This is a genomic window from Rathayibacter sp. AY1C5 (genome assembly GCF_002931705.1).
Lineage (GTDB): Bacteria > Actinomycetota > Actinomycetes > Actinomycetales > Microbacteriaceae > Rathayibacter.
In genome coordinates this window covers 30,167-49,461 of the sequence record NZ_PSWD01000026.1, presented here as the reverse complement: position 1 = coordinate 49,461, position 19,295 = coordinate 30,167, and the positions used below count along the sequence as shown (strand labels likewise).

Genomic DNA, 19,295 nt, shown 5'->3' with positions numbered 1-19,295 from the left:
AACCGACGCAGCGCCGGTTGTGAGTTGCAGCTGGGAGTAGTGCGTCCACACGGTTCCATCGAAGACGACTGGCATAACAGCCATCCTCCTCGACGTTCCAAGCGTCGCGTCCCATATGGGGATCGTTCACCGGTCGCGCCGGCGCGGAAGCAACGTCGGTCCTGTCCCCGGTTGTTCACCGGGCGCTTCTAGTCTCGGCGCCATGTCGATCACGAAGACCGCCCCTCGGTTGAGTCGGAAGGGCGCGTCGATCCTCCTGAGCGTTCTCGCGGCGGCGGCGGGGGTCCTGTTGTTGATTCACGCGGCGGTGCAGGGGATCGGTGCTGCCACCTTCTGGGGCCCCTGCTGGTCTGACGGATACGAGAGCGCTGCGTGCAACTATCTGCAGTACGAGGCGCCGGCGCCCGCATTCTTCTTACCGTTCTGGGTCTGGATCGCGGAGGTCCTGGTCGCTCTCGTTGTCGTCGTCGGAAGCATTGCCGCGGAGCGGCGCATCGTCACGGCCGGTCTTGCGCTCGTCGCGGTGCTGGCGTCGAGTCTGCTCTTCGACATGGTTTTCACGCCGATGATCAACGGTGGATACAGCTCGGCCGACGAGCCGCCAGGATTCGGGCTCATCGGCGCCGGCTTCCTCGCGGTCAGTGGGGTGCTGATGCTCCGCGTCGCGATTCCAACCCGACGATCCCTGATCTGACCGTAGGGCGCCGTGGGGGCTGACGCCTGATCGCGAAGGCTCAATAGTTTCGAACCGGGCGGCATGGATTTCCACTCGAGGCCCGTCGCGCGATGATGCGCCTCGCGCCTCGGGCCCCGGGTGTCAGGTATCAGGTCTCGGGTTGCGATCAAGCGATCGGCGTCCCGTATGGGGATGGTTCGCCGAATCAGTCGACGCGGTGAGTCAGCCGACGGTGAAGTCACCGAGTCGGGTAGTCCCGTCTGTGGCGTAGACGGGGATGGGGTGCGTGATCCCCTCGTTCTGTTCCTGCGATTCGAGGGCGTCTGCTGGGGTGGTGAAGGAGCGTTGCGCGGTGGTGCCGTCCGCGTCCTCGAGGTCACTCCGGTGCACGTACCCTTGTTCGCCGTCGTCGGCGGTGACAGCGATGAGGTCTGGTTCGCCGTTCTCGTTGATGACGCCGTAGGTCAGCCCCTCCTCGTTGGTCGCCCAGTCGGTGGTTGTTGCTGTTGCGTAGGTGGCGGTCATCGACCAGCGCGCATCCGGCGATGTGGTGATCTGCACGCTGCCGTCGATGACGTTCGACAGGGTGAAGAGCGAAGGTGCGATGCCCGGTTCGGTCCCCGTTCCGAAGTCGGTCGAGGAGCAGCGAAGGCTCGACCCGTCCGGGAAGCCGAATCGGCCCGGGGTGAGGCAGCGCAGCGAGAGGACGACGCCGTCCGCGTCCTCGGGAGCGGCGCCGAGCTCAAGCGAATCGGTGCCGGTGAAGGTGCCGGTGGCGGTGGCGGTGATCGTGGTGATGTCCGTCGCTCCGGGCAAGGGAAGGAGCCCGGTGGCGGCGGCGGTCGCGGTGCCGGCGAACAGGGCGAGGGCTGTGACTCCTCCGCCGAGCCACCACCGGCGCCGCGTGGATCGCAAGCGGGCGGGAGTGTCGATGTGGTCGATAAGTGCGGTTCGGAAGGCGCCGGCGAAGTCGTCGCTCATCTGCGGGGCGGTCATGACGTTTCTCCTAGCGTCGACTGGAGGTAGAGGTCGAGCGTGGGGTGTCCGAGATGTTCGCGCAGTGCGGCCCGAGCGCGATGCAGCTTCGTCCGGGTCGTGCCGGCGCTGAGCCCGAGCACGGGCGCGGCGTCGGTGGGGCTGTAGCCCTCGATCATCACGAGCGTGACCAGGTGCAGATTGGTCGGTGACAGCTGTCCCAGCGCCGCGGCGAGGCGCCGGTCTTCGAGTTCGTCGCTCAGGGCGACGTCCTCGGCTGAACGGTGATGCTCACCGTGGGGGAGCGCGTCGAGAAGGGCGCGGTAACGGAGGCGGCTACGGGTGAGGTTCCGGGCGGCGTTGGTCGTGGTGACCAGCAGCCACGGCAGAACCGAGCCGTCTATGAGCCGCACCGACGCGCGTCGACGCCAGAGCTCGAGGAACGCGATCGCTGTCGCGTCCTCGGCATCGTCGGCGTCGACCAGGAGCCGGTACGCATGCCTAAAGACGCGGGCACGATGCTGATCAAAGATCAGCGCGAACGCCGCGCCATCCCCGGAGGAGCCTCGCTCCCACGTCTCAGCGTCACCGCTCTTCGTCGCGTCCATACCTAGTAGTGTCCGGCCGGCTCCGCAGCGTTACGCGCGACGCAAATTCATCCGTTCCGTTTGGGGATCGCCCAGTGCGACACTTCCCACCCGAAGGTCAGAGGGTGGGAAACCAGCTTGAGTTGTCCACGATCCACAGCGACACGGAGTTCCAGAGTCCGGTGATGACGAGGACGCCGATCGCGATGAGGAGCACGGCGACGGCCTTGTTGGCGTAGGCGCCGATGCGGCGTATCCAGCGGCGTGAGCGTGCTGCGCGGGCGAGGACGAGTCCGAGCAGGAACAATGGAGTGAGCATGCCGAGGAAGTAGACGAACCCCAGCGCGACGCCGAGTCCCACGGTGTCGATGTTGGAGGCGAGGCCGTAGGCGATGGCGAGGGACGGGCCGAGGCAGGGGTACCATCCAGGGGATCCGGAGGACGCCGAGGGAGTAGAGGCCGGCGGCGATGAGTAGTCCGCCGGCGATGAACGTGTACGGCGGCCGGGCGAGGTTCACGTTCGCGCCGAACGCGAGCAGCAGCGCCACGGATCCGATCAGCACGAGCGCGGCACCGACCGCGAACGCGAGGATCGACCACACCTGTCGAGACGGTCGAGCCCGTCCGTCCCCTGTCGAGGTGAGCGCGCCGACGATGCCGGGGAGGATCGGTGCGGCACAGGGGGAGAGGAGAGCGAGCGCGCCCGCGAGGAACGCGGTGCCGAGCTCGGGGAACATCCCCTCACCCTAGTTTCCGGAAAGGGCGCGCCCTGGTCCCGCGCTTCCTAGGCTGACCTCGTGACCTGGACAAGTCGACCGCGCAGCATCGCAAGGGTGACCGCTCGAACCCTCGCCATCACGGCCATCGTTGCCGCGGGCGCGGCCTCGCTGAGCGGGTGCTTCGCCACCGCCGAGCGGCCGCCGCTCACTTTCGCGGACCTCGACCGGGCGGCGACCGAGGCCGATACGTTCCCGACGCTGCCCCCGCGTGCCTCCTGGTCCGAGATGGACGAGACCAGTTCCCGGCTCGTCGGCCGAGTCGGAGACCGATCGCTGTTCCTGGCGCGCACGAGCGATCCGGAGACGACGTGCCTGACGAGCTTCGCTGACGAGGACACATGGGGCCAGAGCTGCGGGGCCGGCGGGTTCGACAGCGCGATCGGCCGCGACACGGTCCACGTCGTCCCGGACGGCGGGGGAGTCGAAGAGACGTGGACGCCGCTCGGCGAGAACGTCTACGTCGACAGCCCTGGTGTGCGGTGACGACGATCGAGGAGCTTCGACTGGTGCTCGTTCCCGTGTTCGAGGCGATGCTGCACGAGGACGAACGCTCGTCACTTCGGCTGCACTTCGTGCGGCCGCAGAGTGGCCGGACGGTTCTCCTCTGAGTCCTGCGGATCGCCTCGAGGACGGCAGCGTCGTCGCGCAGTGGGTAGTCCTCGGGGAGACGGGCTCATCGCGAGAGCTTCAGAGCGGCGTCTCCGTGTTCGTCCTCGCTCTGGCCGTGCAGAGCGATCTTCAAGACTTCATCGCGGAGAGCGTCTTCGGGTGGGGACAGCTCAGGGGTACTTAAACGCTCCTGCCACCTTCTGGCACCGGGCGCCTCCGCCGGCAGAGGCGAGCGGCAGGCCACATCGATGAACTATCGAGACCTGGCCGCCTCCTCGATGAACCACTGTCGTCGTACGGTCTGGTCATGGGTGCATTGGTTCGGCGTCGCGTTCGGTGGTGGTGGCTCGCGATCGCGTTGGTTGCTCTCGTCGCTGTGGTCCTTCTCGCCGGTGACCGTTCGGGTAGCTGCGTGGAGTACGTGAACTCGCCAGGCGTGTGCACCAGCGTCAACGAGGATCCCCGTACCTGGGTACTCGTCGGGATCGGCAGCCTGATCGTCCTCGGCGCACTGTATGGAGCGTTTCGGCGCCGGTAGTCGAGCCCCGGAAGCGGAGCGCGGCCGTCCCGTACGGGGGGCGGTCACAGACGCATCCTGACGCAGCGGCTCCACCGCGGAGAGCGAGTGCGGTCGGGGATAGCTCTGCGATCCTGGACCGCTCCTGCGATCGGACGAGCCGCTTAGGCTGTCGCGCATGCGAGGGCGTGCAGTGATAGTGGTCGGGATCTGTGGGATCGGGTTGCTGATGCTCGGCTGCGCACGTGCCGAGCCGCAGAGGCTACCGGGGCTGGGGTCGAGTGAGCCAGCTCCAGAAGGGGCGGTGTATCGCTCCTTCTATCGAGGTGGTGTCGAGGCATTCGAGGCGAGTCGAGTCCGCTGGCTCGATGACGGAGATGGCTTTGAGCTGACCCTCACGGGAAGTGGGAACTGCCCGGTCGTCCCCGTCACGATTGAAGTCCTGGCCCCGGACCGCCTGCTGATCGAGACGAAGCAGCAGGTCGACCCCGCCGGATGTCAGGAGGACGCCGCGCTGTGGAGCTTCGTGCTCGATGCACCCGAAGGTCTCGACAGCACCGCGCCGGTCCAGGTTGACATCTCCGGCGAGCGGATCGCCTCTACCGAAGAAATGGCACCGCGACGATGAAGCGGAACCCGCCCGGAGCAGGACATCCCGTATGGGGATCGTCCACCGAAACGGTGATCTTGTAGGGAGTCGCTGGGTGCCTATGCCCCTCCGGCGTTGTTATCCGAGTAGGGCGTCCGCGGCGAGTTCAGCGAGCCGGTGGTCGCGTTCTGGCTCGTCGGCGGTGATGGTGATGACGGCGTCGCGTGCAGCGTCTACAACGACGTACTGTCCTCGTGCACCGTCGAGTCGCCAGCAGTCACGCGGTCCGTCCCAGCCCGCTAAGCCGTAGCGCGTGAACGGAGCGGGGCCGCCCGTATCGATCCACGAACTGTGCATGCGGTCGATCCGTTGTGCACTGATCAACTGTCGGCCGTTCCACATCCCGCGGTCGCGGAGGAGCTGGCCGACGCTGGCTGACTCCTCCGTTCGCAGCTCGAGGCCGCTGCCGGCGATGATCCATCCGTGCGGGCATCGGTGCCACTCGGGATCGTCGATGCCCAGCGGTGTGAACAGCCTGGGGATCAGCCAGTCTCGGACGTCGCCGACGATCGCGCCCAGCATCCGCATCGCGACGTACGTGCTGGCGTCGGAGTACTGGAAGACGAGGCCGGGCCCGCGGGAAGGCTTGCTGAGCATGGCGTGTGCGAGGTCGGCTTCCGGCCAGGGGTCGCTCTCGAACCACGGGAAGTCGATACCGCTGGTCATCGACAGCAGGTGCTCGATCGTCACTCCGTCGACGTCCGCTCCGAGGGAGGCGGCTGGTAGCAGCTGTCCGACCCGCGAGGCAGGGGTCAGCAGTTCCTCATCGAAGGCGAGTCCAGCGGCCAGGACCGACACGCCCTTGGAGACCGAGTAGATGTTCGTGCGGTCGTCGTTGCGCCAGCGGTGTTGTCTCTGCTGATCACCGACCCGTATGACGACGCCCAGGGCGCGGAGCCCCTCTGCGTCGACTCCGCTTACGAAGCGGCTCAGTGCCAGGTCGACGTCGATCATTTCGCCATTCTGACGCCCCTGAGCAGATGAGCAGTGATTTCCTCGACCGTCCAACCGCACCAAGGTGCCGGGAGCGTTCCGTATGGGGATCCCGCTACGGGATGCCGGCAGCTCGTGCCGTTGCAGGCAACCGCTACCCCCCTGTGAGAACGCCTTTGATGATCAGTTTGTCGATCGCGCGGATCGATGCGGCAGTGACGACGCCCCAGAAGGCGTTCCAGTAGAGCGTCCAGAGGATGAGACCTCCGACGGCGTCCTCGTCGTTGCGCGGTGGTCGCCAGTCGGGGTTGTTCGCGTGGATCTGCCAGATGATCGCGAGGACGACGCAGAGGGCGGAGGCGCCGAGGCCGAAAGCGTGCAGGGCACTGCTCACTCTTTCTCTGCGTCCGAGGTTCCAGAGCATGATCCTGATCGCGGCGAGGGACAGCGGTATCGCGCCCAGCGAGAGCGTCCACTGCTCCCACGTCACCGAGTAGCCCCCTCGGGAGCGATCCGCGGAGTTGCGTGAGCCCGGTCGGTGACGGCGCCGCGTGCTTCTCTCTCGCTCTTAGACGCCTCGCTGGCGTCAGTTCGCGTGGTCATTGCCCATGGTGTGAACGGCCCAGCCGCCGCAGCCGGCTTCGGTCCAGTCGTAGGGGCCTGCCGACTTCGCGTCGGGGCCGTAGAGGGCTGTCCACGCTTCGGTGTCCTCTGGGGTGATCGATGCGGCTCCTGGATCCTTGGGGGAGAGTTCCCACCAGAGCTTGAAGTAGAAGTCGTGACCGGCGTCGGCCATGCAGGTGGCGGTGAGCAGCTGCGTGTCGACCCAGGTCCGGGCGTTGGTGAGTTCGTCTCCGACGATGCTCGCCGGGTAGGTGATGTCCTCGGCAGTGTCGTTCTTGTCATACAGGCGCACGCCCCACTGGTCGTAGCGGTGACCATCGGGCGCGAGGGTGGGCATGGTGCGCTCAGTCGTTGTCCCGTCAGCTCGCGACGGTTCCGCGCCCGCTGCCGGCGTCGCCGAGAGCGAGGGTGTCGGCGTCGCCGCGGCAGACGGTGCAGGTGCCTCCGCGATCGCGGTGCTCGCGGCCAGCGCTGATCCGAAGTCGGCGTCGTACTGGTGCAGCGTCGTCGTCGCGCCGACCGCGAGTGCGCTTCCGACGCCGACAGCGAGCAACAGGCCCGTTGCCCCGAGCCCCACAGCTAAGCGGAATCGTGTGCGACCGCGGAGCCTCGTGCCGGTCACGAGCTCGCTCCGACAGTGCGCGGTCGTCTGATCGACCAGCAGAGGACCGCCGCGAGCAGAACCAGGCCCAGCGTGTTACCCAGGGCGAGGAGGCCCAGGTCGAGATACGGCATCGTGCGGAGCACGGTCACGGACGCGCTGACGAACCAGAGAGCGTTGATCACCACTGTGGGCAGCACCGCGACAGCAACTGCGCCGAGCAGCGCCCCGGCTGTCCGCGTGCGCTGATGCAAGAGCAGCAGAGATGCGGCCGCAGCGAGAACCGTTGCCGCATACAGCGGCGCCGACGTCGACGTAGGGATCAGACTGCCGCCTGCAACCCGGACGCTCGCCCACCCGCCGACAGCGGTCGACGTGAGCACGATCGCGAGCACGAGCGCCCACAGCGCGGCCGACGCTGAGCGGAGCCTCGCCGTGAACAGGCTTTCGGGGTTCCCGTTTCGCAGTCGTGCCCGGCGCCACATCAGGTCCGATCCGACACCACGCAGCGTGCGGGAACCGATCTGCCGTGCGGTGCGCGCGGGTCGTTGACCGCGCGCGTCGGCCCAGACCGCGTGCTCGTGCAGGTCTGACGCGATCTCGTCGCGGCGCATCGCCGCGACCTCCGGTGCCAGATCCTGCGTGTACCAGCGGCACCAGGCGAGCACGAGGACGTTCCAGCGGTGCACCGGGGTCCTCGACGGCGTGCTCACTGGGGACCCCCCGCGAGAAGCGCTGCGAGACCAGTGGACTGCGCCTCGATCCGCGAGCGTTCAGCATGTGCGACGGCACGTCCCTCGCCCGTCACCTCGTACAGGCGCCGCGGTGGGCGACCCTGCGCGTTCGCCTCCGCCTTGTCCTCCCACGTCGACGTGACCAGCCCGCGCTCCTGCAACCTCGCCAACGCCTTGTACAGCGTTCCGTGGGCGGTCAGCGCTCGATGGTCCTCCGCAGAAAGCGCGGACGCCAACGCGAAACCGTGGCTCGCTTCACGCGCCTCGATGAGGGTCTCGAGGAGCTGGAGCTCGAGGGGGAGCACGGCTCCCTGCTTACGTCGTGGCATGCTCGAAGAATAGGAATATAGCTATCTTCCGTCAAGTGTCGAGGTCGGCAGTTGTACTGAGACCCAGGTGGTCGGGGTGTCTCTCAGCTGTTCTTGCCAGGCTCCGACTGTCCAAAGGGGATCAATGAGAGCGCCAGTCCTTCATGCCACAGGGGCACTTGTGCTCGCGTGCGCCCTAGTGGGCTGTGCAGCCACTGGTGCGCCCGGCGCCGGACCCACCTTCGCGGCGGAGAACAGTCAGACCGCGTGCGCGGACTGGGTGCCGTTCGAATCTGTCGATGCCGCCGCGGCGAACGGTCAACTCGTCGTACGGGCCGAGCTCGAATCCACTCCGACGACCGTGATGATGCACGGAGAGCGGGCAGCGCTTCATCGAGCGACCGTCACGGAAATCTTCGCTGGCGACGCAGCTGTCGGCGACGTGCTTGACGTGGTTTCGACTCCGGCGAGCTGCACCGATGACGCCCCGTACCCGGAAGGGGATCCGATGCTGCGAGACGAGGCGACACTAGTTCTGAACCACGGCAGTCCCGCGCGAGGCAGTGAAGACTTCATGCAGACGATCACGCCCTACGCCGGCGTCTGGGACGAGCGACCCTCCAACACCTGACGAACCTCAACTAGCCAACGTCGCCGTGACCGGTGCTTGGGGTAGACAAGCCAGATTCTTCCGTCCCGTATGGGGATCCCCATACGGGACGGCTACTAGGCCGACCTCGCCCGCGCGAGAGGACTGACTTAGGGTTGCTCCATGCAGCGAACGAAGCGTCAGAACCTCTGGCTCGCACTGATCGTGCTGTACCTGTTGGTATGCCTCGCAACCTTCATCGGCATCATCCTCCTCACGTTCGGCTACGACGAGCCGATCTTTAAGTCGACCTGGTGGGTTCTGCTCCTCGTCTGCCTCGCAGCCAGCCTCGGTCACCAACTCAACGAGATATTTGGGTTCGAGTCTCGCCGGAAGCGACAGGGCCGACCCGCAAAGGGTTTCGAGCATCTGCGTGGATACTTCTTCGGCTACCCGTCCGCTGAAGACGACGCCGCGGAGCAGGTGCCTGATGCCGACGGATCGACAAGGTCTGGCCGACGTCACTGATCGCGCACCTCTGACCGATCCTCTTTCGGACACCACCCGACGCCCGAACTTGCGACAGATGGAACGCTCGTCTAGGTCGATCAGCGGGCGGGGTGCCGCTGGCTAGGGTGGGCGCATGCGTACGTGGGATTTTTACCTCTCTGGACAGGAGGTGGTATCGAACGCTTGGGGCTCGGAGGTGACTCAGCAGTCCGCGCTCGACGTGAATCTCCTCGAGGGGCTCCTGCGCGGACCGAATCCGGAGCACGGCGATGTGGAGATCTCGGTGCCTCTCGCCCGGGTCGTGCACGAAGAGTACGAGGCCCACGGCACCCATGGCTCACCGCTCAGCAATGACGACTCACGCTTACTCGTCCGCGCGTTGAAGGCGGTCCTCGCGCGCCTTGGCATCGACACCTTCGATCCGCCGTTCCGTGACTTCGAGACGTTCCGCAAGTATTGGCAGGCGAACGATGGGTACGGCAGCTGGCAGGCCAGGCGCAGCATGCTCAATGAGCAGTTCGGCGCACTCCACGAGATGCTCGACGAGCGTGAGACCGACTCGCTCGCCGGCGCACTGGCCGATCCCATTTCGCCGCGAAAGGCCACCGGATGGCAGCGCGTCGATGAGGAATTGAACGAGATGCGGCGACACTTCCGGGCGGCTCGGACGGAGCAGGACTACTCGAACGTCGGGAACGACGCGGTGGCCGCCCTCGAAGCGCTTTCCGCGGCCTCCTACGAGCACGCACGGCACGGTGAGCCTGGCGTCGATGAGCCGCCGATCCCCAGCACGAAGACCCGCCTTGGTCGAGTGGTCGAAGTCGAACTACCTGGGTCCGAGAACGCCGAGCTGCGCAAAGTCGTTCGTGCGGCCATCGAGCTCGCGCAGGCCACGAAGCACCGCCGGAACGGCGATCGGCGCTCGGCAGGCATGGCCGCAGACGCGGTGTTACTCGTCGTGAATCTGGTCCGACGACTTCGGTGACCTGCGACCCGGCCCTCGTCGCGATGACGGATTCCCGTACGGAACGCGCTAAGCCCACCGCCGGTCGGCCCAGGGAGCAGGCTTCACGCCTGCCGGCACGGCGAGGCTGAGACCTCGCAGGGTGAGGAAACAACTGCACAATTTGGAGTTAGCTTTTTTTACTATTCCGAGTTGAGGAGAAATTATTGATAGGGCACAAATGACGAAGGATGATAAGTTGTTTTCGAGAAGAATTCCGAAGTCGGGCAATGGGGCTCGAGTGATTGCATGGATCGTTAACCCGGTTATATTCGCCGCTTTTCTCGGAATAGTCGGGCCGAATTGGAACTGGTCGCTTACAGATGTAATTGTTCTGTGCGCACTTCTAGTCACTATTGTTTTAGCGGTGCGGGCAAGACTGTTCGGAGTCTATGTGAGTCAAAACTCTGTCGTAATACGCTCCTGGTTTCGCTCTCATACTCTGGCCCGAGAATCAATTCTCTTCTTTAGTGAATCGCCCTACGCGGGCTTCATATCTGGCGGGTCAAACTTCCTTCCCGGGGATACTTCACCTTTGCGGATGTTGTTCTGTTCATTCTTCACAAACAGCACGCCGAGACTTGTGCAATATCCGGTAACGCTCTCGACAAGAAGAGGGGCGGACCGCTTAGGAAGCGATATTTTCGATGCAACCCGGATCGATTACATCAGCGACCGCGAGCACTTCAGCGACAAACCGGACCACTAACACTTCCGATTGAAGCTCCTCCGGGGGACCCAGTGCGCCGCCGGCGATCTGGATCCGGCCACGCTCTTCCCCGCGCCGGCGTTCCGCTGAGCGATCCTCTACCGAACGGTGCGGGGAGGACGCACGTTGCTCTTACTGGTCGAGCCGTCGAGCGAAGTGATGGGCGGTGATGTCCATCCGTTCGCGCAGGTAGAAGCGATGTGCCTCGAAGCGTTGCACGCCGGAGTCGAGCTCGATCGCGCTGCACCCCAGTTCCCGACCGCGCTCCGCCAGCGCGGTTAGGAGTGCCGCGCCGTGGCCGTGGGATCGCTCGGCGGCGGCGGTGGACAGGTCATCGATGTAGAGCTTCCTGATGGCGCTCGTGTTGACGACTACTCGCCAGCCGGCGACAGCCACGCAGCGATCGTCTTGCAGTAGAGCGGTGAAGCGGAGACCTTGGGGCGCGCCTTCTCGCAGTACCAGCTCGAGCAGTTCGTCAGTGAGATGGGGGCGCAGCTCGCGGAGGACGGGAAGGGCGGTCGCCCACCGCGCGTCGCCGGGCTTTAGATCAATGATCACGGCGAGGAGACTAGCGCTCGCGTCGTCCCGACGGAGCTGGTCTAGTGAGCGTCCGATAGGGGATCGCTTAGTGGGGCGTCCCGTTCATCGCGTCCTGATCGTGCCCGGGCACGATGTCCGGGTCCTCGTGGCGGGCGTCGCGCAAGGGGGAGAGCAGGACGATGAGGTCGGCTGCCGTGAAGGCGATCGCCGCTGTTCCGATCGTCAGTTGGTATCCCCAAGCGGTTACGAGGACGCCGGTGAGCAGTGCGCCGAAGAGGAACTCGACGCGATTGGCTGTCATCTTTCGGCCAGTCGCCGTACCTAGTCAGCCTACGAAGCGGTTGTGGCTCAGAAAGCCATCACCTCACGTAGTCGGACGAAGCTCGCAGGTGATTTTACCAGTCGTCCCCCAGCTTACGAGAAGCGTCTGCTTCGGTTTTCCGTGACTTTTCAGGTTGCGTATGAGCATCGCCCCCTCCTTCACCTGATGCAAAGAAAAGAACCAGCAGAACAAGGGTGGAAACTACTGCGCCAGCGATTAAAAAGTATCCATCCAGACGAGCAAAGGACATGTCGCTCGTGAGGATATTCCTATCTGTGGCTGGTTCCGCAAATTTGGATGTTGCCGTTCCAAACATGACTAGAATTCCGATGCCGCTTGCTAGTGCCCATGCGAGGCGAGAAGGAAGAGTTCCACCGTCCTTCCTGCGAACTATCGCTAGCCAGAGTACCCAGATAAAAAATGGCAGAAGTATGGCCATGAAGAAAGAAGTTGTCATGCTAGTTACCCGCCGCCTTAGTTACTGAACCATCCGAGCAGCCTATTCCAGAGGAGCTTCTCTCCGCTCAGGCTGCGTCCCCCGCGGGTTTCGCACGTCTCCCTCGGGTCCCACATGTAGATGGAGGACATGACTCCCACGATGGGCCCAAGAGGGGCGAAGACGATGGGCATCATTCCATCTGGCCGCGGGAACTCTCCAACGTTCATCGGGACATCATGCACTGCGCTCCACCAGATTGACCAAGAGTCGAAACGTCACGCGCGGCATCGAGTGCCCCGCGTGGAGGTCACCGCGCAGCGACAGAGAGGTTCAGCTCCTCACCGACACGCAGAATCTCGTCAGAAGGGAAGCGGAACGGGTTGAGGTAGAACAGGTCATCGGCCGTCATGCCGAATCGTGCCGCGACGTCCTCTGCGAGGTCGTTGCGAGCGACCATGTACGACGTCGGCACTCCGTCCGTCGACGTCGTCTCGCCGCGCGCTGCTGCACGTGGGCCGGCGTCCTGGGCGACGAGATCGCTACGTTGAGGCTTCACGCTCCATTGGACGTCAGCGACAGCAATGATCTTCGTCGCGCAGTCGAGCTCGCTCTGATGCTGGGTGGTGATGACGAGCTGATCGATCGCTGTCGGGTCGCCGTGGACATCTGCGAGGTTCCGCCACGCTTTGTAGGGCTTCCCTGACTCCGCATCCGCGAGATACATCGGGAAATCGACGTCGAAACAGGTGGCACCTGCATCGACGGGATCCAGGGCCGCCATGATCGCGACGAAACCGGAGGAAGATGCTGTCGCGGCGGGAATCTCGAGCTCGTCTGACGCAAGAGCAAGCCGACCATCGGCAGCACTTAAACGGACGGTGCCGGCCGTCCCATCGCTCCCCGCGAACGTTGCCACGCCAAGATCACCGGTTAGCGCTGACTCGGAGCTGTCGTCCGTTGACGGCACCGGAGCCGGCGGTATCGGCTGAGGTGTACATCCCGTGATGGCGATCAAGCACGCTGCCAGTGCGATGGTGCTTCGGGCCTTCGAGAATGTCCCCACAGGCCCAGGGTATGCGACGTCCCACTCGTTTCTTTGAAGAGTCAGGACGCCGGCGTGAGCGGCCCGGTCGTGAAGTCACTGCGACCGTCCCCGCCGCAGACCTCAAAATTGGCCGGAGTGCCGATTCCTGGGCCGGCGCCGTCTGAGGTGATGAGCACCCGGACAGTCGTTGCGGTCGTCGGCGTGCAGTCGTACGCGCCGACCGCCGAGAGCTGGCCCTCCGCCTGCGCCGACTCACCCGGAGCAAGAGCCCCCGGGAACGCTTCCGCACCCGACGTGCCGGCACTGGTGAGCTGCGTGCCATCGGCGCCGAGCATCAGAACGCCCGGCCACCCGAAGAACGAGCACGCCTGATCCGAGGCGTTCGTGAGCACGATCGCAAACCCTTCCTGGCCCGCCCCGGAAAGCTCGGGCCGGTCCTCCACCGTGGCCGTGAGCTGCGTGTCCTGGCATGGGTCCTCTGGCCACACCGGACCGGCCGCTTCCCCCTGCGCAGTCGCGGTCGGCGTGGGAGTAGTCGAGGCGGTCGACGTCGGAGTGGCGGTCGCGCTCGACGCCGGTGCGGCATCCGATGTCGACGCCGGAGCCCCCGTCGTCGAACCGGCGCAACCGACGAGCGCAAACTCGGGAAGGGAGAGCAGCAAAGCGAGGGTGGAGCGGCCGGTCCGAGTCGTCATCATCCGGCGAATCTACCCTCGACAGATCGATCCGAGTGAGCCGATCTATGAGCCGTCGACGGCGTTTTCCTCTCCCGCCCGGCTCGGGTGTCCGGTCGGGGATCGTTCATCGCGTCAGGTCCGTTGAGCGGGTGCCGAGCGCCTTGACCCCTAGGTGGTCAGCGGAGGCGGAGAGCCTTGGGCGCTCGGAGGAGAGCGATGAGCGAGAGTGCGAGCGCGAACGCGAGACTGATCGCGAGCGGTCCGTTGATAAGGAAGACGACCCCGGCGCTCGGCACGTTCCATCCTCCGAGGAAGATGACCAGAGCGATTGTGAGGTAGCAGGCGTACAGCGTCGTGCAGGCGACCGAGGTCCTCCACCACGTCGTCCACCGAGCGAAGAGGGGCGGCAGCGCGAGAAAAGCCCACAGCAGGATCCGCACCAGACCCGAGCTGGAGTCGCTGAATGAGTCGGCGGAGAAGTCTCGGGCGAAGAGGTCGATCATGGCGAACACGGCAAATGGGCTTGCGAGGACAGCGGCGACGAGTTGTAGGACCTTGGAGGACATGAGTGGGCTGGGTCGGCTCGGGCGTCGAGCATTCGTGTCCTGCTGTTCCAGCGCGGTCCGAGCGATCATGACGGGATCGCCGAAGGAGCTGTCGATTTCGGGACCGTCGGCCATGTCGGCAGCGTGATCGGAGGCCTCTCGGAGGAGGTTGCGGCGTGATCGCCGCGGCAGCACGGCCAGCTCGCGCCGCAACTGGGCCTGGTAGGTGCGACGAGTGTCGGGGGTACGTGTCGTGGTCATCAGTGCTTCTCCAAGAGGGTGTCGACGGTGGTCCGGAACGGCGCCCAGGCCGAGCGGAACTCCTCGAGCCGGGCGCGACCCGCGGGAGCGAGGGAGTAGTAGCGCCTCTGTCGTCCCTGGCTCGACTCGGTCAGCTCGGTCGACACGAAGCCCGTATCGCGGAGGCGTGAGAGCAGGGGGTAGAGGGTGCCTTCGCCGGCGAGCATCCCTTGCTCGCTGAGCGCGTGGGCGAGGTCTCGCCCGTACTTCGGCTCGCCGGAGATTGCTGCGAGGACGCAGAACTCCAGAACCCCTTTTCGGAGGTTCGTGAGGATCTTCTCGGTGTCGGTCGCCATGCCGACACTATGCCTTGTGTCGCAAGGCCTGGCAATACCCAGTGTCGTTCAGTCGGCACATCCGGCCCATCGCGCCCGTTCCGCAAGGGGGTCGTTCACCGGTCGCTTGAGGCGCCGGTGCTTGTTCCGTCTCCCGCAGCGCGGCAGGTCCGGTCAGCTCGTGGGGAGAGGTGTCGGAGATGCGGTGGTGTGCTTCGAGCTGGCGACCCATGCTTCGCCATCCCAGCTGATCCACACTTCGCACGCACTGCGCGCGGCGGCTCCAGAGCGGGATGCGCCGGCGAGGTAAGCGTGGGCAGAGGTCGGCACGAGCTCATCGAACACGTCGAACTGCGTATCCGTCGCTGATACGTCAGCACAGGAATCGAGGATCCCGGAAGCCTGTTCCTCCGACGTCGCGCCAGCGGCAGCACGGATCGCTTCGACATCCCCGGTCAGAACGCCCGGCTCGAGAGCCGTGAGCGTGGAGCGCGCGGAGCCGGCGGGTGGTAGCGAGCTCTGCGCGGTCAGCAGGAGGGCAGCTGCACCTCCTGCTGTGATCACGAGCGCTGCTGCGCAAGCAAGGACCACGAGGCGACGTTGATTCATGTCCACAGTGAACCGCATCACCGGTCGGGGCGGATCACGTCTCGAAGGTGATCGCTGAGCGGGCGTCCGATAGGGGATGGTCAACCGGACGTCTGACCAATGCTCCTCGAAGCGTCGACGGGAGCCCTGATCTAGTGGGCGTCATCGTACGCCTTCTGCACATCGGCGGGGATGCGGCCGCGCGAGGAGACCTCGTGCCCGTTATCCGCCGCCCACTCCCGAACCGCCTTCAACCGCTCCGGGGTGGCCTTCGATCGAGCGGGCGACGCCGAGCCGGTGTTGCCGTCTCGGCGTACGCGCCGGCCGGCGTCAATGTACTTCTCGAGCACGGCGCGCAGCTCGTCGGCGTTCTCGGCCGATAGATCGATTTCGTAGTTCGCGCCGTCGATCGAGAAGTGGACGGTTCCACCGTCGCCCTCGATCGGGGTGCCGTCGAGGTCATCGATGAGAGTCAGCTTCTGTGCCATCAGGGGTATCTCCAAAGCAGAGGGAAAGAACGGTCGCTCTGTTCTAGCAGCCGATCAGTCCCGACTAGTCCGCCCGTGCTGGCCGCCGCCGATGACGGCGGCGCGGGTGCTGCTCTCGGCCGCGCTTGTCCGGCGGCCGAGAGCAGGGCGACACCGACACCCCCGTGCCGGTCTGTCGCGAGCGGCGTCTGCGAAGTCCCCACTTCTCGACCGCTCGGCACAATTAGACACGATGTGCCGTCCCGATCCTCGCGCCGCCGCGCCTACCCGCTCTGCCGTCGCCCTTCGCGGCGCACGAGAACGATGAAACCGACGATCATGAACAGGACGACGAAGCCGACCGCGATGAAGGGCAGGTAGTTCAAGAAGAGAAGGAGCAGCAGCACCCACAGGTCCAGAGTCATCCCGATTACTTCGTGATCGCGGCTGGCGGGAGGGGGTCGAGCAGGTGGGGTCCGTTGTTGCGGACGCTGTTCACGTCTCGGGACACCTCGTAGTGCTCGAGCTCGTGCGCGACCGCGTACGACTCCCGGTCGAGCAGCTGCATCAGAGCGTCGACGTCGAGGCGTCCGCCGAGCCAGTCGTCGTACCCGTCCGGCGTGATGCACGCCGGCATCCGGTCGTGGACCTCGCCCGGCGCCACATGAGAGTCGCGGGTGATGATCGCCGTCGACAGCCGCCACTTCTCCGGATCGTCCTCCGCCTTCGACGGGTCCGGCCACGCCGAGACGATGCCCGCCATCGCGAGGGCCGCGTCGGGCTCGTAGATGAAGTGCGGCTGCTTCCCCGTCTCCGTGACCGTCCACTCGTAGTAGCCGGCCGCCGGGATCAGCACCCGCGAGGTCGCGAACGCCTTCCGGAACATGGGCGAGCTCGCGACCGTCTCGATCCGTGCGTTGATCGGCTGCGGCCGCTGCTTCTTGAAGTCCTTCGCCCACACCGGCACGAACCCCCAATGCACCATCGGTGCCGACCGCTCCCCGTCGCGCTCACGCACGACGGTCACCGGATTCGTCGGCGCCACGTTGTAGTTCGGGCGCAGACCCCCGAAGGCGGCCGAGACGAGATCCGGCAGTAGAGCCGCCGTGGAGTCCTTGACGACGAATCGACCGCACATGCGCTCAGCCTACGAACGGAGGTGCATCTCGGGCGCCCTTTTCTAACGTTTCCCGAGGGATAAGCAACGCCTCCGGGACGGACGCAGACCTCACTGTTTAGCTACACCGACCTCACTCTTTCTCGCTACCCAGGAGAGGCAGGGCGACGCGGAACGTCGCGCCTCCTCCCAGGGTCTCGACGACGTCGACGCGGCCCTTGTGGGCGCTCACGATGGAGGAGACGATCGCCAGTCCGAGGCCGCTCCCTCCGGTCTCCCGGGTGCGCGAGGTGTCGGCCCGCCAGAAGCGCTGGAAGATCTTCTCGCGGATCTGCGGTGGGATGCCCTCGCCGTGGTCGATGACCTCGAGGAACGCCACGCGGCGCGAGCGGTCGACGGCGACCCCGATCTCGATCGGAGTGTCCTCGGGGGTGTACCGGACCGCGTTGCCGATCAGGTTGGTAAGGACCTGACGGATCTTGTTCTCCTCCGCCATGACGAGGGCGGGGACGCCGGGCTCCTCGTGAGCGGCGGCGGTGCCGGCGGCGATCTCCTCGGCCTTGACGCGACGCGGGCGGCGCCGGAAGCGCGCCAGGCGGGCGCCGGCGGCGAGGATCGGTCCGGTGAGGCCGGGGTTCGACAGCTCCATCGTCTGGGTGGAGGAGGCGCTCTCCTCGTCGGGCTCCAGTGCAGGAGTCTCGACGGGAGTGTCGTCGCGGGTCTCGACGCCGAAGTCGCGGTCGGGCCAGGAGGCCATCGCGTCCATCGCGGCGTCGCGGGCGAGCGGCATCAGATCGACGGGCGCAAGTGCGAGAGGCTTCGTCTCATCGAGGCGGGCGAGCTCGAGGAGGTCCTCGACCAGGCCGCCCATCCGGATCGCCTCCTTCTCGATGCGCTCCATCGCCTGCCCGACGGCTTCGGGGGTCTGCAGGGCTCCCATCCGGTAGAGCTCGGCGTAGCCGCGGACCGAGACGAGGGGCGTGCGCAGCTCGTGGCTAGCGTCGCCGACGAAACGGCGCATCTGGTCGATCGTCCGCGCACGGTCGCGGAAGGCGGAGTCGATCCGTCCGAGCATCGCGTTGAGGGAGCCGTTGAGCCGCCCGACCTCGGTGTTCGGGGTGGTGCCGTTGAGACGCTGGCTGAAGTCGCCGTCGGCGATGGCGGCGGCGGTCTGCTCGACCTCGCGCAGCGGGGCGAACGTCGTGGTGACCAGCAGGCGGGTGAGGAGCGCCCCGATCACGACGATCGCACTACTGAAACCGAGAAAAATGGTCACGTAAGCTGATACAACTTCTGCAACGCTTTGAGTCGAAACCGAAAGAATCAAAGTTTGAATTTGGTTGCCCTGAGAGTACGTGGACACAACAAAGCGATATCCGCCCGAACTTTCGAGATAGGATAGTTGCCCCACTTCCCCGTCGAGTTCCAACGCCTGAGATACTGTAAAAGTTTTTGGGAAACCTGGATCTAAGGCTTTAGTCACGCTAGAAGTGACTAACTTGCCAGAGGAATTGTATACAGCTCCTACATAGGTGTTATTTTCGTCTTTCAGTTCGGCTACGCCGTTCCTACTTAGAGAGTTGACGACTTCCTGGGCTTTTGTGCTCAAATCTCTATCGAGCTGTTTGATAAGCTCGGGTTTTAGCGTCGCCATCGTGCCGATACCAGACACTAAGAGCGCGAGGGCAAGGAGCGAGACAGTCACCATAGTGATTTGCGCTCTGAGCGAATAATTCCGCCAAAATCGCCTAGGTCCTGTGACCAATTCACTACCCCCCAAGACCCTAAAACAACCGTTGCCCTAGCGCGCGGCTGAAGAGCTTCGCCCTTGTTCAGCCGCTGATCGGCAGCCCACCCGTCCGCGGAAGTATGACCGCCGTCCCCGTGCAATCGCTCCACGCCAACCACACGAAGCGTCGCCGCAGAACGGGTAGGTGCTGCTCCCGGCCGCGCTGTGCGTCGCGGCCGAGAGCAGGGCGACACCGGCGGCCCCCCGCCGGTCTGTCGCGTGCGGTGTCAGCGAAGTCCCCACTTCTCGACCGCACCGCCACAGTAGAGCCACCAGCGCACCGCCCGAACGTCATCAGAGCCGGACGCTGCTGCGCAGCTCGCCACCGCTCCACGTCTCGAGAACCCACCGATCAGGTCTGGGAGGTGGGTCCGATGCTTCTCGCGCC

General features: G+C 65.3%; 25 protein-coding genes and 1 pseudogene. 7 read left to right on the top strand and 19 right to left on the bottom strand.

Translation table 11 applies throughout. The features are described 5' to 3' along the window. Window positions 1-202: 202 nt before the first annotated feature. Entirely contained in the window at window positions 203-694 is a 492-nt protein-coding gene (locus tag C5C57_RS14830; protein ID WP_104281136.1) for a hypothetical protein, read from the top strand. A gap of 204 nt (window positions 695-898) precedes the next feature. Here the strand turns inward: C5C57_RS14830 and C5C57_RS14825 are convergent, their stop codons facing one another. From C5C57_RS14825 to C5C57_RS14815, 3 genes and pseudogenes are all read right to left on the bottom strand, one after another. Further along, window positions 899-1,672, bottom strand: coding sequence for a hypothetical protein (locus tag C5C57_RS14825; RefSeq protein ID WP_104297797.1), 774 nt, complete (start codon window positions 1,670-1,672; stop codon window positions 899-901). Further along, window positions 1,669-2,259, bottom strand: a complete 591-nt coding sequence (locus C5C57_RS14820; protein ID WP_104297796.1) for an RNA polymerase sigma factor — start codon at window positions 2,257-2,259, stop codon at window positions 1,669-1,671. Before C5C57_RS14820 ends, C5C57_RS14825 begins: the two co-directional genes overlap by 4 nt. Window positions 2,260-2,356: 97 nt before the next feature. Continuing rightward, window positions 2,357-2,975 (bottom strand): annotated as a pseudogene (locus C5C57_RS14815) (cytochrome c biogenesis CcdA family protein). Window positions 2,976-3,071: 96 nt separating this feature from the next. Here C5C57_RS14815 and C5C57_RS14810 point away from each other — a divergent pair. The 3 genes from C5C57_RS14810 (at window position 3,072) to C5C57_RS14805 (ending at window position 4,771) form a co-directional block, all read left to right on the top strand. Beyond that, window positions 3,072-3,500, top strand: a complete 429-nt coding sequence (locus C5C57_RS14810) for a hypothetical protein (protein WP_104297794.1) — start codon at window positions 3,072-3,074, stop codon at window positions 3,498-3,500. Then, window positions 3,497-3,625, top strand: coding sequence for a hypothetical protein (locus C5C57_RS18540; protein WP_258072756.1), 129 nt, complete (start codon window positions 3,497-3,499; stop codon window positions 3,623-3,625). Before C5C57_RS14810 ends, C5C57_RS18540 begins: the two co-directional genes overlap by 4 nt. An 822-nt stretch (window positions 3,626-4,447) precedes the next feature. Further along, a complete protein-coding gene (locus tag C5C57_RS14805; RefSeq protein ID WP_104288855.1) occupies window positions 4,448-4,771 on the top strand; it encodes a hypothetical protein in 324 nt (107 codons plus the stop codon). 99 nt (window positions 4,772-4,870) lie between these two features. On the opposite strand, the gene C5C57_RS14800 is transcribed toward C5C57_RS14805, so the two are convergent. From C5C57_RS14800 to C5C57_RS14780, 5 genes are all read right to left on the bottom strand, one after another. Next, window positions 4,871-5,746: a serine hydrolase gene (locus C5C57_RS14800; RefSeq protein WP_104297792.1), complete on the bottom strand. Its 876-nt coding sequence runs from the start codon at window positions 5,744-5,746 to the stop codon at window positions 4,871-4,873. 133 nt (window positions 5,747-5,879) lie between these two features. Beyond that, window positions 5,880-6,215 (bottom strand): hypothetical protein, encoded by a 336-nt coding sequence (locus C5C57_RS14795; RefSeq protein WP_104297791.1) that lies wholly within the window; start codon window positions 6,213-6,215, stop codon window positions 5,880-5,882. Window positions 6,216-6,311: 96 nt separating this feature from the next. After that, window positions 6,312-6,971: a hypothetical protein gene (locus tag C5C57_RS14790; protein ID WP_146082444.1), complete on the bottom strand. Its 660-nt coding sequence runs from the start codon at window positions 6,969-6,971 to the stop codon at window positions 6,312-6,314. Further along, window positions 6,968-7,639 carry a hypothetical protein gene (locus C5C57_RS14785; RefSeq protein ID WP_104297789.1) on the bottom strand — a complete coding sequence of 224 codons (672 nt, stop codon included), beginning with the start codon at window positions 7,637-7,639 and terminating at the stop codon, window positions 6,968-6,970. The genes C5C57_RS14790 and C5C57_RS14785 overlap by 4 nt, the downstream gene beginning before the upstream one ends. Before the next feature lie 20 nt (window positions 7,640-7,659). Further along, window positions 7,660-8,013: a PadR family transcriptional regulator gene (locus C5C57_RS14780; protein WP_104297788.1), complete on the bottom strand. Its 354-nt coding sequence runs from the start codon at window positions 8,011-8,013 to the stop codon at window positions 7,660-7,662. Window positions 8,014-8,272: 259 nt separating this feature from the next. Here C5C57_RS14780 and C5C57_RS14775 point away from each other — a divergent pair, with 259 nt between their 5' ends. The 3 genes from C5C57_RS14775 (at window position 8,273) to C5C57_RS14765 (ending at window position 10,076) form a co-directional block, all read left to right on the top strand. Beyond that, complete coding sequence (locus C5C57_RS14775) at window positions 8,273-8,623, top strand: hypothetical protein (RefSeq protein ID WP_104297787.1); 351 nt, start codon at window positions 8,273-8,275, stop codon at window positions 8,621-8,623. Between the two features lie 141 nt (window positions 8,624-8,764). Continuing rightward, a complete protein-coding gene (locus C5C57_RS14770) occupies window positions 8,765-9,109 on the top strand; it encodes a hypothetical protein (protein WP_104297786.1) in 345 nt (114 codons plus the stop codon). Between the two features lie 115 nt (window positions 9,110-9,224). Next, a complete protein-coding gene (locus C5C57_RS14765) occupies window positions 9,225-10,076 on the top strand; it encodes a hypothetical protein (RefSeq protein WP_146082443.1) in 852 nt (283 codons plus the stop codon). A gap of 859 nt (window positions 10,077-10,935) precedes the next feature. Here the strand turns inward: C5C57_RS14765 and C5C57_RS14760 are convergent. The 11 genes from C5C57_RS14760 to C5C57_RS14720 all read right to left on the bottom strand — a co-directional run bounded on the left by C5C57_RS14760 (window position 10,936) and on the right by C5C57_RS14720 (window position 18,826). Continuing rightward, complete coding sequence (locus tag C5C57_RS14760; RefSeq protein WP_104250070.1) at window positions 10,936-11,361, bottom strand: GNAT family N-acetyltransferase; 426 nt, start codon at window positions 11,359-11,361, stop codon at window positions 10,936-10,938. A 67-nt stretch (window positions 11,362-11,428) separates the two neighbouring features. Further along, the gene (locus C5C57_RS14755) at window positions 11,429-11,644 is read right to left on the bottom strand and encodes a hypothetical protein (RefSeq protein WP_104288531.1); all 216 of its coding nucleotides are present in this window, start codon (window positions 11,642-11,644) and stop codon (window positions 11,429-11,431) included. A gap of 767 nt (window positions 11,645-12,411) precedes the next feature. Beyond that, a complete protein-coding gene (locus C5C57_RS14750; RefSeq protein ID WP_104288532.1) occupies window positions 12,412-13,020 on the bottom strand; it encodes a hypothetical protein in 609 nt (202 codons plus the stop codon). Window positions 13,021-13,208: 188 nt separating this feature from the next. Next, on the bottom strand, window positions 13,209-13,847 hold the full coding sequence (locus tag C5C57_RS14745) for a DUF4232 domain-containing protein (protein ID WP_104297784.1): 639 nt from the start codon (window positions 13,845-13,847) through the stop codon (window positions 13,209-13,211). A 155-nt stretch (window positions 13,848-14,002) separates the two neighbouring features. Further along, window positions 14,003-14,632, bottom strand: coding sequence for a hypothetical protein (locus tag C5C57_RS14740; RefSeq protein ID WP_104297783.1), 630 nt, complete (start codon window positions 14,630-14,632; stop codon window positions 14,003-14,005). Beyond that, window positions 14,632-14,967 carry a PadR family transcriptional regulator gene (locus tag C5C57_RS14735; protein WP_104297782.1) on the bottom strand — a complete coding sequence of 112 codons (336 nt, stop codon included), beginning with the start codon at window positions 14,965-14,967 and terminating at the stop codon, window positions 14,632-14,634. Before C5C57_RS14735 ends, C5C57_RS14740 begins: the two co-directional genes overlap by 1 nt. 153 nt (window positions 14,968-15,120) lie before the next feature. Further along, window positions 15,121-15,555, bottom strand: a complete 435-nt coding sequence (locus C5C57_RS17825) for a hypothetical protein (protein WP_146082442.1) — start codon at window positions 15,553-15,555, stop codon at window positions 15,121-15,123. A 131-nt stretch (window positions 15,556-15,686) separates the two neighbouring features. Next, on the bottom strand, window positions 15,687-16,022 hold the full coding sequence (locus C5C57_RS14730; RefSeq protein ID WP_104297781.1) for an Lsr2 family protein: 336 nt from the start codon (window positions 16,020-16,022) through the stop codon (window positions 15,687-15,689). A gap of 263 nt (window positions 16,023-16,285) precedes the next feature. Next, a complete protein-coding gene (locus C5C57_RS18205; RefSeq protein WP_181069227.1) occupies window positions 16,286-16,426 on the bottom strand; it encodes a hypothetical protein in 141 nt (46 codons plus the stop codon). A gap of 5 nt (window positions 16,427-16,431) precedes the next feature. Further along, complete coding sequence (locus C5C57_RS14725; RefSeq protein ID WP_104297780.1) at window positions 16,432-17,139, bottom strand: SOS response-associated peptidase; 708 nt, start codon at window positions 17,137-17,139, stop codon at window positions 16,432-16,434. Between the two features lie 112 nt (window positions 17,140-17,251). Then, a complete protein-coding gene (locus C5C57_RS14720; RefSeq protein ID WP_104297779.1) occupies window positions 17,252-18,826 on the bottom strand; it encodes a HAMP domain-containing sensor histidine kinase in 1,575 nt (524 codons plus the stop codon). Between the last annotated feature and the right edge of the window lie 469 nt (window positions 18,827-19,295).